The sequence below is a fragment of the Allobosea sp. genome (genome assembly GCF_017308015.1).
Taxonomy (GTDB): Bacteria; Pseudomonadota; Alphaproteobacteria; order Rhizobiales; family Beijerinckiaceae; genus Allobosea.
Genome location: NZ_JAFKFW010000026.1, coordinates 27,768 through 40,693, shown reverse-complemented (window position 1 = coordinate 40,693; position 12,926 = coordinate 27,768). Strand labels below are relative to the sequence as shown.

14 protein-coding genes are annotated in these 12,926 nt (G+C 65.4%); 5 read left to right on the top strand and 9 right to left on the bottom strand.

Going from position 1 to position 12,926, the window contains the following annotated elements; translation table 11 throughout:
- Positions 1 to 164 precede the first annotated feature (164 nt).
- Together J0I42_RS19380 and J0I42_RS19375 are read right to left on the bottom strand one after the other, a co-directional pair.
- Positions 165 to 527 carry a hypothetical protein gene (locus J0I42_RS19380; RefSeq protein WP_291657216.1) on the bottom strand — a complete coding sequence of 121 codons (363 nt, stop codon included), beginning with the start codon at positions 525 to 527 and terminating at the stop codon, positions 165 to 167.
- A gap of 533 nt (positions 528 to 1,060) precedes the next feature.
- Positions 1,061 to 1,192, bottom strand: a complete 132-nt coding sequence (locus J0I42_RS19375; RefSeq protein WP_291657214.1) for a hypothetical protein — start codon at positions 1,190 to 1,192, stop codon at positions 1,061 to 1,063.
- 318 nt (positions 1,193 to 1,510) lie between these two features.
- On the opposite strand from J0I42_RS19375, the gene J0I42_RS19370 reads away from it, so the two are divergent.
- Positions 1,511 to 2,353, top strand: coding sequence for a MipA/OmpV family protein (locus J0I42_RS19370; RefSeq protein ID WP_291657212.1), 843 nt, complete (start codon positions 1,511 to 1,513; stop codon positions 2,351 to 2,353).
- A 110-nt stretch (positions 2,354 to 2,463) separates the two neighbouring features.
- Here J0I42_RS19370 and ndk read toward each other — a convergent pair whose 3' ends face one another.
- The gene (gene ndk, locus J0I42_RS19365) at positions 2,464 to 2,886 is read right to left on the bottom strand and encodes a nucleoside-diphosphate kinase (protein WP_257731749.1); all 423 of its coding nucleotides are present in this window, start codon (positions 2,884 to 2,886) and stop codon (positions 2,464 to 2,466) included.
- A 164-nt stretch (positions 2,887 to 3,050) separates the two neighbouring features.
- Between ndk and J0I42_RS19360 the strand changes: the two genes are divergently transcribed.
- Positions 3,051 to 3,185 (top strand): hypothetical protein, encoded by a 135-nt coding sequence (locus J0I42_RS19360; RefSeq protein WP_291657206.1) that lies wholly within the window; start codon positions 3,051 to 3,053, stop codon positions 3,183 to 3,185.
- A gap of 41 nt (positions 3,186 to 3,226) precedes the next feature.
- Here the strand turns inward: J0I42_RS19360 and J0I42_RS19355 are convergent, their stop codons facing one another.
- The gene (locus J0I42_RS19355) at positions 3,227 to 3,496 is read right to left on the bottom strand and encodes a sel1 repeat family protein (protein ID WP_291657204.1); all 270 of its coding nucleotides are present in this window, start codon (positions 3,494 to 3,496) and stop codon (positions 3,227 to 3,229) included.
- A gap of 353 nt (positions 3,497 to 3,849) precedes the next feature.
- Between J0I42_RS19355 and J0I42_RS19350 the strand changes: the two genes are divergently transcribed.
- Positions 3,850 to 4,236: a DUF2147 domain-containing protein gene (locus J0I42_RS19350; RefSeq protein WP_291657202.1), complete on the top strand. Its 387-nt coding sequence runs from the start codon at positions 3,850 to 3,852 to the stop codon at positions 4,234 to 4,236.
- 116 nt (positions 4,237 to 4,352) lie between these two features.
- On the opposite strand, the gene J0I42_RS19345 is transcribed toward J0I42_RS19350, so the two are convergent.
- The 4 genes from J0I42_RS19345 to gatB form a co-directional block, all read right to left on the bottom strand.
- Positions 4,353 to 5,060: a glutathione S-transferase N-terminal domain-containing protein gene (locus J0I42_RS19345; RefSeq protein ID WP_291657200.1), complete on the bottom strand. Its 708-nt coding sequence runs from the start codon at positions 5,058 to 5,060 to the stop codon at positions 4,353 to 4,355.
- A 119-nt stretch (positions 5,061 to 5,179) separates the two neighbouring features.
- The gene (locus tag J0I42_RS19340) at positions 5,180 to 5,668 is read right to left on the bottom strand and encodes a GNAT family N-acetyltransferase (protein WP_291657198.1); all 489 of its coding nucleotides are present in this window, start codon (positions 5,666 to 5,668) and stop codon (positions 5,180 to 5,182) included.
- A gap of 28 nt (positions 5,669 to 5,696) precedes the next feature.
- Positions 5,697 to 6,203 (bottom strand): GNAT family N-acetyltransferase, encoded by a 507-nt coding sequence (locus tag J0I42_RS19335; protein ID WP_291657196.1) that lies wholly within the window; start codon positions 6,201 to 6,203, stop codon positions 5,697 to 5,699.
- A 4-nt stretch (positions 6,204 to 6,207) separates the two neighbouring features.
- Entirely contained in the window at positions 6,208 to 7,689 is a 1,482-nt protein-coding gene (gatB, locus tag J0I42_RS19330; protein WP_291657194.1) for an Asp-tRNA(Asn)/Glu-tRNA(Gln) amidotransferase subunit GatB, read from the bottom strand.
- Positions 7,690 to 7,963: 274 nt separating this feature from the next.
- Here gatB and J0I42_RS19325 point away from each other — a divergent pair, with 274 nt between their 5' ends.
- Entirely contained in the window at positions 7,964 to 9,118 is a 1,155-nt protein-coding gene (locus J0I42_RS19325) for an efflux RND transporter periplasmic adaptor subunit (RefSeq protein ID WP_291657192.1), read from the top strand.
- Between the two features lie 121 nt (positions 9,119 to 9,239).
- A complete protein-coding gene (locus J0I42_RS19320; RefSeq protein ID WP_291657190.1) occupies positions 9,240 to 12,428 on the top strand; it encodes an efflux RND transporter permease subunit in 3,189 nt (1,062 codons plus the stop codon).
- 193 nt (positions 12,429 to 12,621) lie between these two features.
- On the opposite strand, the gene J0I42_RS19315 is transcribed toward J0I42_RS19320, so the two are convergent.
- Positions 12,622 to 12,828 (bottom strand): hypothetical protein, encoded by a 207-nt coding sequence (locus J0I42_RS19315; RefSeq protein WP_291657188.1) that lies wholly within the window; start codon positions 12,826 to 12,828, stop codon positions 12,622 to 12,624.
- Positions 12,829 to 12,926: the final 98 nt, after the last annotated feature.

Sequence of the window (12,926 nt, the reverse complement as noted above, 5' to 3'; positions counted from 1 at the left end):
CCAGTCCAGCACCCATGCCGTTCGACCGAAACGATCGAACGGGCGATGATCTGGAACTGCGGCAGAATGGCTCAGCCGCGCTGACAGTTTCTGTCAGCAGTCTGTCAGCAGCAAGGCGTGCTTGTCGAGCGCGGCCGCGCCGCTAGGCCGGCACGGCAGCCTGCTCAGAACGGGCGCTTCAACTTGCACTGGTCGATAAACTGCAGGCCCTTCTGGCGTGCCGAGTCATTGAAATAGCCGGTGTCGCGGAAAGCCTGGATTTCGTCCTTGGTCATCGCGCCGACCGTGCCCTTGGCGTAGCAGCTGCAGGGGCTGTGAACCGCCTCGCGCGTCGTACCGAGAAGCTGCGACTGCGTGATCAGGCAGGCATCGAAAGCACGCAACTGGATCATGTAAGGGGTGAGGTTCTTCGCCGTCGGGTCGGGGGGCGGCAGGGTCGTCGAGCTGCTCGCGGCATAGGCCGAGACGCTCGCCAGAATCGACAGTCCACCGGCCAGAACGACCGCACCCATCCGCCGCATCTTCATGATTCCGCCTGTCCTTCGAGAACGGAGCGCAGCGAAGACCACGATGCCGAGCCCGTATCCCGGCATGGTCATAGAGCGGCGCCGAGGTCAAGAGGCGCACCATGGCCAGACTGCCGATTTCATCGGCGGTGCGTCCACTGCGCCAGATCGACCACGCCCGTCGGCGCCCAAGCAGCGGAAAGCCAACCCGGCGCCCCGCCCCGTCCAACCATACCCATTTGGGAGTTGCCCGCCGCCTCCCGGCACCGTCAATGCGGGGAGCTCGAGAAAAAGCGGGAGCCGTACGGCTCCTCCCGCCCGAGCCGAGCCTCTTGCGAACCGCCTGGCGCGCAGCGGCGCCCTGGCACCTGATTAGTGTGGCGCGATGTGATGGACGATCTCGAACGGCAGTCCCCGGCTTCCGGCCTCCCCAAGGACGCGGAAAAGCCCGGAAGCAAGCTCATGAGCCTGCTGCTCATGAGCGCTATCACCATCACCATGGCAGCCTGGATCGTCTTCCTGGGTTGGGCGGCCTGGTTGATCCTGGGCGAGAGCTAGTCGATCTCGGGGGCGCTCTCGGCCAGTTCGAGGAACACGGCTGCGCAGAGCAGCCAGAGGATCGCCAATTCCATGATCGCCGCCCCTTCTGGAGTGCCTACGACCATCATCTCCGGCCGCGCGATCATTCTCCCCACCATCGATTAACACGCGGTAATCGAACTGCCGGGGCGCATGGCCACACGCTGCCTCCCGCCATATTCGCCCTCCGAAAGGCTGCCGGACGCGCTCCGCTCCAGGCAGCGGCGCCGCGTCGGAAGCTCCTGTAAAATCACGGGGAACGCGGGAGGGATACTGCGACGCCCCCTTCGCTCACGGGGCTCCAACCTTAATGCATTGATATCCCTCAGGATAACGAAATGGGAACCTTAACCGCGCATTAAACCTCGTCCGCCAGATTGCGGGCATCGCCTATCGGAGACGCCATAGCGTCGGAGTTCTGGATTATGCGTTGCGTTGCGTATCTGGCGGGTCTTTCGGCCTGCCTCGCCCTGTCGCTGCCGGGCCAAGCCCAGGCCCAGTCGAGCGACTACTCGACCCTGACCTCGCCCCAGTCGGCGCAGAACTGGTACATCACGCTGGGTGCCGGCGTGCGCTATCAGCCCGACTATACCGGCTCTGACGATTACGTCTTCCGGGCCCGCCCGATCATCTCGCTGGGCAAGGGCCTGAAGAGCACGTGGTGGAGCGCCGAGGACGACGCAATGCTCAGCATCGGTGTCTTCTCAGGCCAGGGCTGGCGCATCGGCTTCTCGGGCGATCTGCTCTGGAAGCGCTCGGCCAAGGTCAATCCCGCCCTGGTCGCCGTGCCCGCCACCAAATTCGGGGCCGAGCTCGGCGGCTTCGTCGAGTTCTATCCGACCTCCTGGCTGCGCGGCCGCGTCGACCTTCGCCGCGGCGTCGTCGCCCATGACGGCGTCGTCGCCGATTTCAAGCTCGACGCCTTCTCCACCGTCGGCAGCTGGACGCTCGGCGTAGGCCCGCGCATGCGGATCGCTTCGGCCGACTATATCCGGACCTATTTCGGCACCCGTGGTGCGATGCCCGGCACGGGCGGCCTCCTGCAGCGCTACAATGCCGGCGTCCATTCGGTCGGCGCCCTGGCGCAGGTGACCTATAACTGGTCCGACCAGCTCAAGACGACGGCCTATGTCGAGTACAAGCGCCTGGTCGGCGACGCGACGCGCTCCCCGATCGTCCGGCCGTTCGGCTCGCGCGATTCGTTCACCTTCGGCCTGTCGGCGAGCTATTCGTTCGACACGGGAACGAACTACTCCTTCGGGCTCTGAGGAGCCGCCGCGCCGAAACGGGGCTCAGCCCCGCCACGGCGCGCAACAGGCAAAAGAAAAGGCGGGCCGGTTTCCGGCCCGCCTTTCGCTTATTCAGCAGGTGGCTGAAATCAGCCGACGATCTCGTTGCCCGAGAAGAACTGCGCGATCTCGATCGCGGCGGTCTCCGGCGCGTCCGAGCCGTGCACGGTGTTCTCGCCGACCGAAAGAGCGAAGAGCTTGCGGACGGTGCCCTCGGCAGCGTTGGCCGGGTTGGTGGCGCCCATCACTTCGCGGTACTTGGCGATGGCATCCTCGCCTTCCAGCACCTGCACGACCACCGGGCCGGAGGTCATGAACTCGACGAGCTCGCCGAAGAACGGGCGGGCCGAGTGCACGGCATAGAAGGTCTCGGCCTGGGCCTTGGTCATCTGGATGCGCTTCTGCGCGACGATGCGCAGGCCAGCCTTCTCGATGACCGCGTTGACCGCGCCGGTGAGATTGCGCTTCGTCGCATCGGGCTTGAGAATGGAGAAGGTACGCTGGACAGCCATCGATCGATCCTTGGAAGAGGTACGGAAAAAGGAAATGCGGCGCGCTTATAGCTGCCGCCTTCGTACCTCACAAGGCTCGTGCGCAGGACCGTCATGCCCGAAACCGATGAGCCGGCGGATCAATTCGATGTTAGATTGAGGCGTTGACGACAAGGAGCCTGCCTATGCTGCTCATTGGTCTCGCCTTCGCCAGTTGCCTGGCGCTGCTCTGTCAGATCCTGCTCGTGACGCCCGGTTCCATCACCCGGGAGCGCAGGGGCAACCAGCCCCCGCCTTCCGGCGGTATCGCGGCATTCTGAACAGCACCGCAGGCGCCATCCGTGCGGATCCGCGCGTGGCCTCAGTGCCGCGTCAGGAAAGCGCGAGCCTCGCGCAGAGCCGAGGCGATCTGATCGCGATCCATTTCCAGCGCGAGCTCCTGGCGGTGCGTCGCCGCCCGAGCACAGCCGCGGGCAAAGGCGACATTGAACCACATCTGCGCCTTGACCAGATCGACGGCCCCTGCCCGCCCCGAAGCGTGCATCAGCCCGAGTTCGCAATAGGCTTCAGCAGACACCTCCGCCGGGATCACCAGCGAAGCGGGAACAGCGCTCATCTCCATGCGTGCCATGACAACCACCCTCTTGTCGTTGTGCCGGCCACCCGTCCAAAGGCCCCGGCTGATGAATGCGAGAGTGGGTCCGATCTTTAAAATGCGTCCTAAATTTCGCGATGAATCGAGTCTCAACGAGACGTAATCAGGCGGTTAAATCAACGAAGGATTCATCTCAGAATTCCGAAAAATATAATCATTTCAACTACCTGATCCTACGTCACGCCCGTGCCTGTTGAGAATGGATTCACCTTGCGCAGCGGAAGCAGTGGAAACCTCTTCCGTTGCTGCAACTTGGAGGCGCGCCAGTTCCCGGATATGGTTCATATCTGAACCATATAGACATCGCGGGTCGAATGCGGGAGGAACGGATGCATCACGGAACCGGATCGAAGCTTGCGGCCCTTGCGGTGCTCGGCCTGCTGGCCTGCGCCTCGGCCGCGGCGGCGCAAGAGGTGGTCGGCACCTGGGAGCGCGACACCGGCGCCTCGCGCGTGCGCTTCAGCAAATGCGGCGAGGCACTCTGCGGCTCGCTCTCCTGGCTCAAGGACACGAACGGGCCGGCCAAGGTCGGCCAGCGCATCTTCTACGACATGAAGCCGAACGGCGCGAACAAATGGAGCGGCAGCGCCTTCAACCCGGAGGACGGCAAGACCTATTCGGGCACGATGACGCTCTCGGGCAATATGCTGACCACGGCCGGCTGCGTCATGGGCGGGCTGATCTGCCGCTCGGTGAAGTGGAACCGGTCGAACTGAGGCTCGACGTCATGTTCGCCCTTGTGGCGAGCATCCACGTCTCGAACACGGGCTAGCACCAGCGAAGAACTGAATGGTCGGGACAAGCCCGACCATGACGTGGTGCCTGCGTGCGCTCAACGCGCCTTCTGGCCGAAGAGGATCGCCTTTTCCTCGGGTGTGCTGATGCCGGCGGGGTTGCGCAAGTCCTCACCGACCTTCAGCCCGCGCTGCACGGCCGGGCGCGCCTGCATCGTCTCCAGCCAGCGGGCGACGTTCGGGAACTGCTTGAGATCCTGGCCCTGCTTTTCCCAACCGCGAGCCCATCCGATGCAGGCGATGTCGGCGATCGAGTAGTCGCCGCAGATATAGTCGCGGCCTTCGAGGCGCTTGTTCAGCACGCCGTAGAGGCGGTTGGCCTCGTTCGTGTAGCGATCGATCGCGTAGGGCACAGGCTCGGGTGCATAGAGGCGGAAATGATGGGTCTGGCCGAGCATCGGGCCGAAGCCGCCCATCTGCCAGAACAGCCATTCGTCGACCTCGATGCGGGCACGCTCGTCATGCGGATAGAATTTGCCGGTCTTGCGGCCGAGATATTGCAGGATCGCGCCGGATTCGAAGACCGAGATCGGCTTGCCGTCCGGCCCGTCGGGATCGACGATCGCCGGCATGCGGTTGTTCGGGGAGATCGCGAGGAAGTCCGGCTTGAACTGGTCGCCCTTGCCGATATTCACCGGGACGATCGTGTAGGGCAGCCCGCACTCCTCGAGCATGATGGTGATCTTTGTGCCATTCGGCGTCGGCCAGTAATGGAGCTCGATCGGCTTGGCGGGGGCTGCGGACATTGCTCGCTTCCTTTCAGGCGGGAGGCCTCGCCATCGAACCTAGGAAGCTTGCGAAGGCCTCGGAAGAGGCTGCGGTGCGCTCCCCGCGCGACCGCGCCATGCCCTGACGGCGGGTGCGCTCAGGACGAGAGCGCCATCTTGAAGCCCTCGTGGCTCTGCACGAAGCCGAGGCTGTTATAGAAGCGATGCGCTTCCGGCCTGGCCTTCTGCGAAGTCAGCTCGACGAGGCCGACGCCCTTCTCCGTCGCGAAGGCGATCGCATGGCGCATCATGGTCGCGCCGATGCCGCGACCGCGGCATTCTGGAGCGACATGGACGCTCTCGATCTTGGCGCGGACACGCCCGCGCTCGGCCATGCCCGGCAGGATGGTGATCTGGTAGGTACCGACCACCGTGCCGTCCAGTTCGGCGACGAAGAGCGTATTGCAGGGGTTGGCCGCGATCACGTCGAAAGCCTCGAGATAGGCCGGGTCCTGCGCCTCGGCCGCGATCTGCTCGAGCGTGCGCTTCTGCACCGAAGCACCATGCATGATGAGCGCCGCGACACGCGCTACATCGGCTCGGACAGCCTCTCGCATGCGGATGACGGAAGCGTCGGTTTTCGTCATAGTCCTGTCTCGTTCGTTGGCGGCCCGCTCAGTCGACGAAGAGGCGCTTCGCCATCAGCAGGGTGTTGGGTGTGTCGTCGCGCCCGTCGAAGCGCGCCTGCCTTTGCAGGAAGAAGCCCATGCGCTCGTAGAAGGTGATGGCCGTCTCGTTCTGGGTCTCGACTTCGAGCCGCGCCACCGGTGCCTCCGGGAAGCAGGCGAGCGCGACCTGCAGCAAGGTACGCCCGATGCCGACGCCCTGCCGGTTCGGCAGGACATAAAGCCGTGTCAGCAACGCTGCGCCGTCGCGTTCCTGCCGGGCGGAGGCCGTGGCGACGATCTCCTCGCCGACCAGCGCGACGAGGAAGACGCCCTCGTCGCGGCCGAGCTGCGCCTTGAGGTTATCGAGGGAGTGCCAGGCATTGGTGATCTCGGCGACGCGCTGCCAGCCATAGATCCCGTCATAGGTGGCGTGCCAGGTCTCGACCAAAAGCGCCCTGACCGCCGGGAGATCGGCGGCTTCGGCATCGCGGATGACGAGATCGGCGGGCGTCACATGATCACTCGATGCCGAGCTTTGCTTTAAGGATCTCGTTGAGCGCCTGCGGGTTGGCCTTGCCGCCCGAGGCCTTCATGGCCTGCCCGACGAACCAGCCCAGCATGGTCGGCTTGGCCTTGACCTGCTCGACCTTGTCGGGGTTCGCCGCGATGATCTCGTCGACCGCCTTCTCGATGGCGCCAGTGTCGGTAACCTGCTTCATGCCACGGGCCTCGACGATCTGGCGGGGGTCGCCGCCCTCGGTCCAGACGATCTCGAACAGGTCCTTGGCGATCTTGCCGGAGATGACGCCCTCGCCGATCAGGTCGACGAGGCCACCGAGCTGCGCGGCCGAGACCGGCGAAGCCGTGACATCCTTGCCTTCCTTGTTGAGGCGGCCGAAGAGCTCGTTGATGACCCAGTTGGCGGCGGCCTTGCCGTCGCGGCCCTTGGCAACCTCTTCGAAGTAATCGGCCTGCTCGCGCTCGGCGACCAGCACCGAGGCGTCATAGGGCGAGAGGCCGTAGGTCGCTATGAAACGCGCCTTCTTGGCGTCAGGCAGCTCCGGCAGCGCGCCCTTCAGGCTCTCGACGAAGGCGTCGTCGAATTCGAGCGGCAGCAGGTCCGGATCGGGGAAGTAGCGATAGTCATGCGCCTCTTCCTTGGAGCGCATCGAGCGGGTCTCGCCCTTGCCGGGATCGTAGAGGCGGGTTTCCTGGTCGATCGTGCCGCCATCCTCGATGATGCCGATCTGGCGGCGCGCCTCTGTGTCGACCGCCTGGCCGATGAAGCGGATCGAGTTGACGTTCTTGATCTCGCAGCGCGTGCCGAGCGGATCGCCGGGCTTGCGCACGGAGACGTTCACGTCGGCGCGGAGATTGCCCTTCTCCATGTCGCCGTCGCAGGTGCCGAGATAGCGCAAGATGGTGCGCAGCTTCGAGACATAGGCCTTCGCCTCGTCCGCCGAGCGCAGGTCCGGCTTGGAGACGATCTCCATCAGCGCGACGCCCGAGCGGTTGAGGTCGACGAAGCTCATCGTCGGGTGCTGGTCATGAATCGACTTGCCGGCGTCCTGTTCCAGATGCAGCCGCTCGATGCCGACGGTGATCTGCTCCGTCGGCGAAAGATCGACAACGATCTCGCCCTCGCCGACGATCGGGCTCTTGTACTGGCTGATCTGGTAGCCCTGCGGCAGGTCCGGATAGAAGTAGTTCTTGCGGTCGAAGACCGAGCGGTTGTTGATCTGCGCGTTGAGACCGAGGCCCGTCCGCACAGCCTGCTTCACGCATTCGGCATTGATGACGGGCAGCATGCCGGGCATGGCCGCGTCGACGAGGCTGACATGGGCGTTCGGCTCGGCGCCGAAACCGGTCGAGGCGCCGGAGAACAGCTTGGCATTCGAGGTGACCTGGGCATGGATCTCCATGCCGATCACGATTTCCCAGTCGCCGGTCGCGCCCTTGATCAGCTTCTTCGGGTCGGCGGGGCGGGCATGCGCGTTCATCTGGTCTCTTCCGGCTGAATTGGTGGCCTACGCGTTACGATGTCGGCGGGCGGGCGGCAAGCTTCCGTTGCGCTTCGGCGGCCCTCGGAAGAGGCCGAAACCTCCCGCCGCGTTGCGCTCCTGCAACCAGATGGCGGGAATGTGGCCTATGTGGTGCAATATCGCGCCCATTGACGGGTGATGGTTCTTGACATTCGTCACTCGCCACCCCTTCTTGCGCACAATGCCGGAAACCCCCACTGGTTGTGCCGGCTCGTTACCCCGGAGTTCCGCCATGTCACGCAGCCGTTTCGTCGGTCTGGTGCTCACCGCCGCCCTCACGTCGACCGCCCTGACGGGCCTCGACGCGGCCGCCCAGGGAGCTCCGCCTGCCCCTCCGGTCCAGGTCGCCAATCCGCTCGCCAAGCGCATCACCAACTGGGACGAGTATACCGGCCGCTTCGAGGCCAGCGAACAGGTCGACGTGCGCGCCCGCGTCTCCGGCTTTATCGACAAGGTGCATTTCCGCGACGGCTCGCTCGTCCAGAAGGGCGACCTGCTCTTTACCATCGATCAGCGGCCCTACAAACTCGCCGTCGACGTGGCCCGTGCCGAAGTCGCCCGCGCCAAGGCTCAGGTCGAGCTCGCGCAGAACGAAGTCGAGCGCGCCGAAGGCCTGACGCAGAACCGCACGATCACCGCGCGCGACGTCGACCAGCGCCGCGCCAACCTGAACAGCGCGGTCGGTTCCCTGCAGGGCGCCGAGGCGAACCTGAAGAATGCCGAGCTCAACCTCGAATGGACCGAGGTCCGCGCCCCGCTCGCCGGGCGCATCTCGAACCGCCGCGTCGACCCGGGAAACCTCATCGCCGGCGGCCAGTCTGGCGCCTCGCTGCTGACGACCATCGTCGCGGTCGCGCCGATCTACTTCACCTTCGACGTCTCGGAGGCTGACTTCCTGCGCTATTCCCGGATGAGCAACCCGCGCGAGGAAGCCGCCAAGGACAGCGGGACAGTCGTCGAGGTTCGTCTCTCCGACGAGCCGAAATGGGGCCGCCGCGGCAAGGTCAACTTCCTCGACAACGCGCTGAATGCGCGCTCGGCAACGATCCGCGGCCGCGCCGTGTTCGAGAACAAGGACCAGTTCCTGACGCCCGGTGTCTTCGGCCGCCTGCGCTTTTTCGCCGGCGAGTCGGAGGCGCTGCTCGTGCCGGACACGGTCATCGCCTCGGACCAGGCCAACAAGATCGTGCTGACTGTCGGTCCGGAGAACAAGGTCGTGCCGAAGCCGGTCGTGCTCGGCCCCCTCAGCGACGGCCTCAGGGTGATCCGCGCCGGCCTCACGGCGCAGGACAAGGTGATCGTCGGGGGCAATGCCAATCCGATGGTCCGCCCGGGCGTTCCGGTGACGCCGCAGCCCGGCGAGATCAAGATCGCGACGACGAACTGAGCGCCTGCCGCCCCGGCTTTCCCCGAAAGCCGGGGCCCGCCTCTCGGGCCCTGTGCGGTCCGGCATTGAAACACGAGCGCCACCGGGCGCCCGCCCGCCTTATCCCGGCCAGGACATTCCCATGTTCCGCTTCGCCCATTTTTTCATCGACCGGCCGATCTTCGCCACCGTGCTCTCGGTGCTGCTGACGATTGCCGGCGCCATCGCGCAGCGCTCGCTGCCGATCGCCGAATATCCCGAAATCGCACCGCCCACGGTCTCGATCACCGCAACCTATCCCGGCGCCTCGGCCGAGACGGTCGCCGCCACGGTGGCGACGCCGATCGAGCAGGAGGTGAACGGCGTCGACGACATGCTCTACATCACCTCGCAATCGACCGGCGACGGGCGGGTGACGATCAACGTCGTTTTCAAGGCCGGCGCCGATATCGACCAGTCGCAGGTTCTGGTGCAGAATCGCGTCTCGCAGGCGGAGGCACGCCTGCCGCAGGATGTGCGCGCACTCGGCATCCAGGTGCGCAAGGCCTCGCCCGACTTCCTCATGGTCATCAACATGATCTCGCCGGACGGGTCGCGCGACGCTCAGTACATCTCCAACTACGCCTCGCTCTATGTGAAGGACGTGCTGACCCGCGTCGACGGCGTCGGCGACGTGCAGGTCTTCGGCGCGCGCGACTTCTCGATGCGGATCTGGCTCGATCCGGCCAAGGTCGCGGCGCGCAACCTGACGGCGGGCGACGTCGTCGCCGCACTCCGGGCGGCAAACGTGCAGGTCGCGGCCGGCGCACTCAACCAGCCGCCGGCCAAGTCGGACGAGGCCTTCCAGCTCTCGGTCAATACGCTCGGCCGCCTGACCGACATCTCCGAGTTCGAGAACATCGTCGTGCGCTCGGACGCCGACGGCGGCACCATCCGCGTGCGCGACATCGCGCGCGTCGAGCTCGGCTCGCAGGATTACACCACCAACGCTTATCTCGATAACAAGAACACCGTCGCCATCGGCGTCTTCCAGCGGCCGGGCTCGAACGCGCTCGCGACCTCGGACAAGCTCATCGCGACGATGGGCGAGATGGCCAAGCAGTTCCCTGTGGGCCTCGAGCACCGCATCATCTACAACCCGACCGAGTTCATCGGCGAGTCCGTCGACGCGGTCGTGCGGACGCTGCTCGAAGCGGTCCTGCTGGTCGTGATCGTGGTGATCCTGTTCCTGCAGACCTGGCGCGCCGCGATCATCCCGATCGTCGCGATCCCGGTCTCGCTGGTCGGTACCTTCCTGGTGATGAGCGCGGTCGGCATCTCCTTCAACACGATCTCGCTGCTGGCGCTGGTGCTCGCCATCGGCATCGTCGTCGACGACGCGATCGTCGTGGTGGAGAATGTCGAGCGCTATCTCGCCGAGGGCATGTCGCCGAAGGAAGCCGCGCACAAGACCATGGACGAGGTCGGCGGCGCGCTGCTCGCGATCGCGCTCGTGCTCTGCGCCGTGTTCATCCCGACCGCCTTCATCAGCGGCCTGCAGGGCACGTTCTATCAGCAGTTCGCGGTGACCATCGCGGCCTCGACGGCGATCTCCTGTTTCGTCTCGCTGACGCTCTCGCCGGCGATGTCGGCGGTGCTCCTCAAGCCGCACAAGAAGCATGACGAGCACGAGCAGCACGGGTTCCTCTACAAGCTGGGGGCGCCGGTCCGCTGGTTCTTCCACTATTTCAACGCCGCCTTCGACTGGCTGTCGCGCACCTATGGGCGTGTCACCTCGCGGCTGATCCGCATCGCCGTCATCCTGCTGATCGTCTATTCCGGCCTGATCGCGGCGACCGTCTGGGATATCCGCAGGACACCGACGGGCCTCGTGCCCCAGCTCGACCGCGGCTATTTCATCATCGCGATGCAGTTGCCGCCAGGCGCCTCGCTGCAGCGCACGGACGCGGTGTTGCGCAAGGCCAACGACCTTCTGCTGTCGCGGCCGGGCGTGGCCCATACGGTCGCCTTCGCCGGCCTCGACGGCGCGACCTTCACGATCGCGCCGAATGCCGGGGTCGCCTTCGTGACGCTGTCGCCGTTCAAGGACCGCGAGAAGGCCGGCCTGACCACGACCGGCATCCTCAACGACCTGCGCCAGCAGATGTTCACGATACCCGAGGCCTTCACGCTCGTCATCGAGCCCCCGGCCATTCCGGGTATCGGCACCGGCGGCGGCCTGAAGGGCTATGTCCAGGATCGCGGCGGACGGGGCCTCGCGGCGCTCGAGGGCGCGGCCTGGATCGTCGCCGGCTCGGCCGGTCAGGTCCAGGGCATCCAGCAGCCCTTCACGCTGTTCTCGACCAAGACGCCACAGATCTATGCCGATATCGACCGCACCAAGGCGGAGATGCTCGGCGTGCCGGTGACGCGGATCTTCGAAACGCTGTCGGTCTATATGGGCTCGGCCTATATCAACGACTTCAACCTGCTGGGCCGGACCTACCGCGTGACCGCGCAGGCCGACAACCCCTTCCGCCTGACCACGCGCGACGTCGCCAACCTCAAGACCCGCAACGCGGATGGCGAGATGGTGCCGATCGGTTCGATCGCGTCCTTCCACGACACGACCGGCGCCTATCGCGTGCCGCGCTACAACCTCTACCCGGCAGCGGAAGTGCAGCTCTCGATGGCACATGGCTATTCGACCGGACAGGGCATCGCGGCGGTCGAGAAGATCGCCGCTGAGCGGCTGCCGGCGGGATTCGGCTTCGAATGGACAGAGATCGCGCTGCAGGAGAAGCTCGCCGGCAATACCGCAGTCATCGCCTTCGGGCTCGCGGTGGTCTTCGTCTTCCTGCTGCTGGCAGCCCTCTACGAGAGCTGGCTCCTGCCGCTCTCGGTCATCCTGATCGTGCCGATGTGTATCCTCGCCGCGATGTTCGGGGTGAACTATGCCGGGCTCGACCGCAACATCCTGGTCGATATCGGCTTGGTGGTGCTCGTCGGCCTCGCAGCCAAGAACGCCATCCTGATCGTCGAGTTCGCCAAGCAGGCGGAGGACGAGGGCATGAACCGCCGCGACGCGGCAGTCGCCGCCGCCCGGACCCGCCTGCGGCCGATCCTGATGACCTCGATGGCCTTCATCCTCGGCGTTCTGCCGCTGACGATCTCGGTCGGCGCCGGCGCGGAAATGCGCCAGGCCATGGGCATCGCCGTGTTCGCCGGCATGCTGGGCGTGACCTTCTTCGGCCTGATCTTCACGCCTGTGTTCTACGTAATGGTGCGTTGGCTCGCGGACCTGCGCGGGACGAAGCGGAAGGCCGCGCCCCGTCCGACCGAAGCGCATTGAGATGGCTGCGCTCCCGATCCGGGAGCGCCTGCCTTCCCCGGAAACCGGGCAAACCACCAATGTAAAAAGGGCCGCATCGCTGCGGCCCTTTTTGTTCGCAGATCATCGGCAGGCGTTTCGAACCCGCCCCGACAGACCAGGAGCCTCCGGCGAACCCCGGTATCGAAACCTCTCCGGGTCTTGCCGGAGGCTCTTAGACCAGACGCCGCGCAAGTGCCCGGCAGAGCGGAGCAAGGCCGGCGGCGATCACCGTGCCGATCGCTCGGGCCCCCAAATCCGGAATCGTCTCGCCACGCGCCATCTGGACGATCGTGAGCAGGATCATCAACACGGCGATGAGGACAAGAATGCCGGCGAACACCATCAGGCAGGCATAGGCCATCGCGCGGCTGACGATCATCACCCTCTCCTCGACAGCTACGGCCAGCCTAACGACCAGGCGCGGCAGACGTCATCCCGAGTGGAGCGAGGCGCAGCCCTCCGGATGACGAGGCATTT

Bases quoted from the DNA above. Each gene is read 5' to 3' on its own strand.
- J0I42_RS19380 (WP_291657216.1), bottom strand. From the start codon at position 527: ATGAAGATGCGGCGGATGGGTGCGGTCGTTCTGGCCGGTGGACTGTCG.
- J0I42_RS19375 (WP_291657214.1), bottom strand. From the start codon at position 1,192: ATGATCGCGCGGCCGGAGATGATGGTCGTAGGCACTCCAGAAGGGGCG.
- J0I42_RS19370 (WP_291657212.1), top strand. From the start codon at position 1,511: ATGCGTTGCGTTGCGTATCTGGCGGGTCTTTCGGCCTGCCTCGCCCTG.
- ndk (WP_257731749.1), bottom strand. From the start codon at position 2,886: ATGGCTGTCCAGCGTACCTTCTCCATTCTCAAGCCCGATGCGACGAAG.
- J0I42_RS19360 (WP_291657206.1), top strand. From the start codon at position 3,051: ATGCTGCTCATTGGTCTCGCCTTCGCCAGTTGCCTGGCGCTGCTCTGT.
- J0I42_RS19355 (WP_291657204.1), bottom strand. From the start codon at position 3,496: ATGGCACGCATGGAGATGAGCGCTGTTCCCGCTTCGCTGGTGATCCCG.
- J0I42_RS19350 (WP_291657202.1), top strand. From the start codon at position 3,850: ATGCATCACGGAACCGGATCGAAGCTTGCGGCCCTTGCGGTGCTCGGC.
- J0I42_RS19345 (WP_291657200.1), bottom strand. From the start codon at position 5,060: ATGTCCGCAGCCCCCGCCAAGCCGATCGAGCTCCATTACTGGCCGACG.
- J0I42_RS19340 (WP_291657198.1), bottom strand. From the start codon at position 5,668: ATGACGAAAACCGACGCTTCCGTCATCCGCATGCGAGAGGCTGTCCGA.
- gatB (WP_291657194.1), bottom strand. From the start codon at position 7,689: ATGAACGCGCATGCCCGCCCCGCCGACCCGAAGAAGCTGATCAAGGGC.
- J0I42_RS19325 (WP_291657192.1), top strand. From the start codon at position 7,964: ATGTCACGCAGCCGTTTCGTCGGTCTGGTGCTCACCGCCGCCCTCACG.
- J0I42_RS19320 (WP_291657190.1), top strand. From the start codon at position 9,240: ATGTTCCGCTTCGCCCATTTTTTCATCGACCGGCCGATCTTCGCCACC.
- J0I42_RS19315 (WP_291657188.1), bottom strand. From the start codon at position 12,828: ATGATCGTCAGCCGCGCGATGGCCTATGCCTGCCTGATGGTGTTCGCC.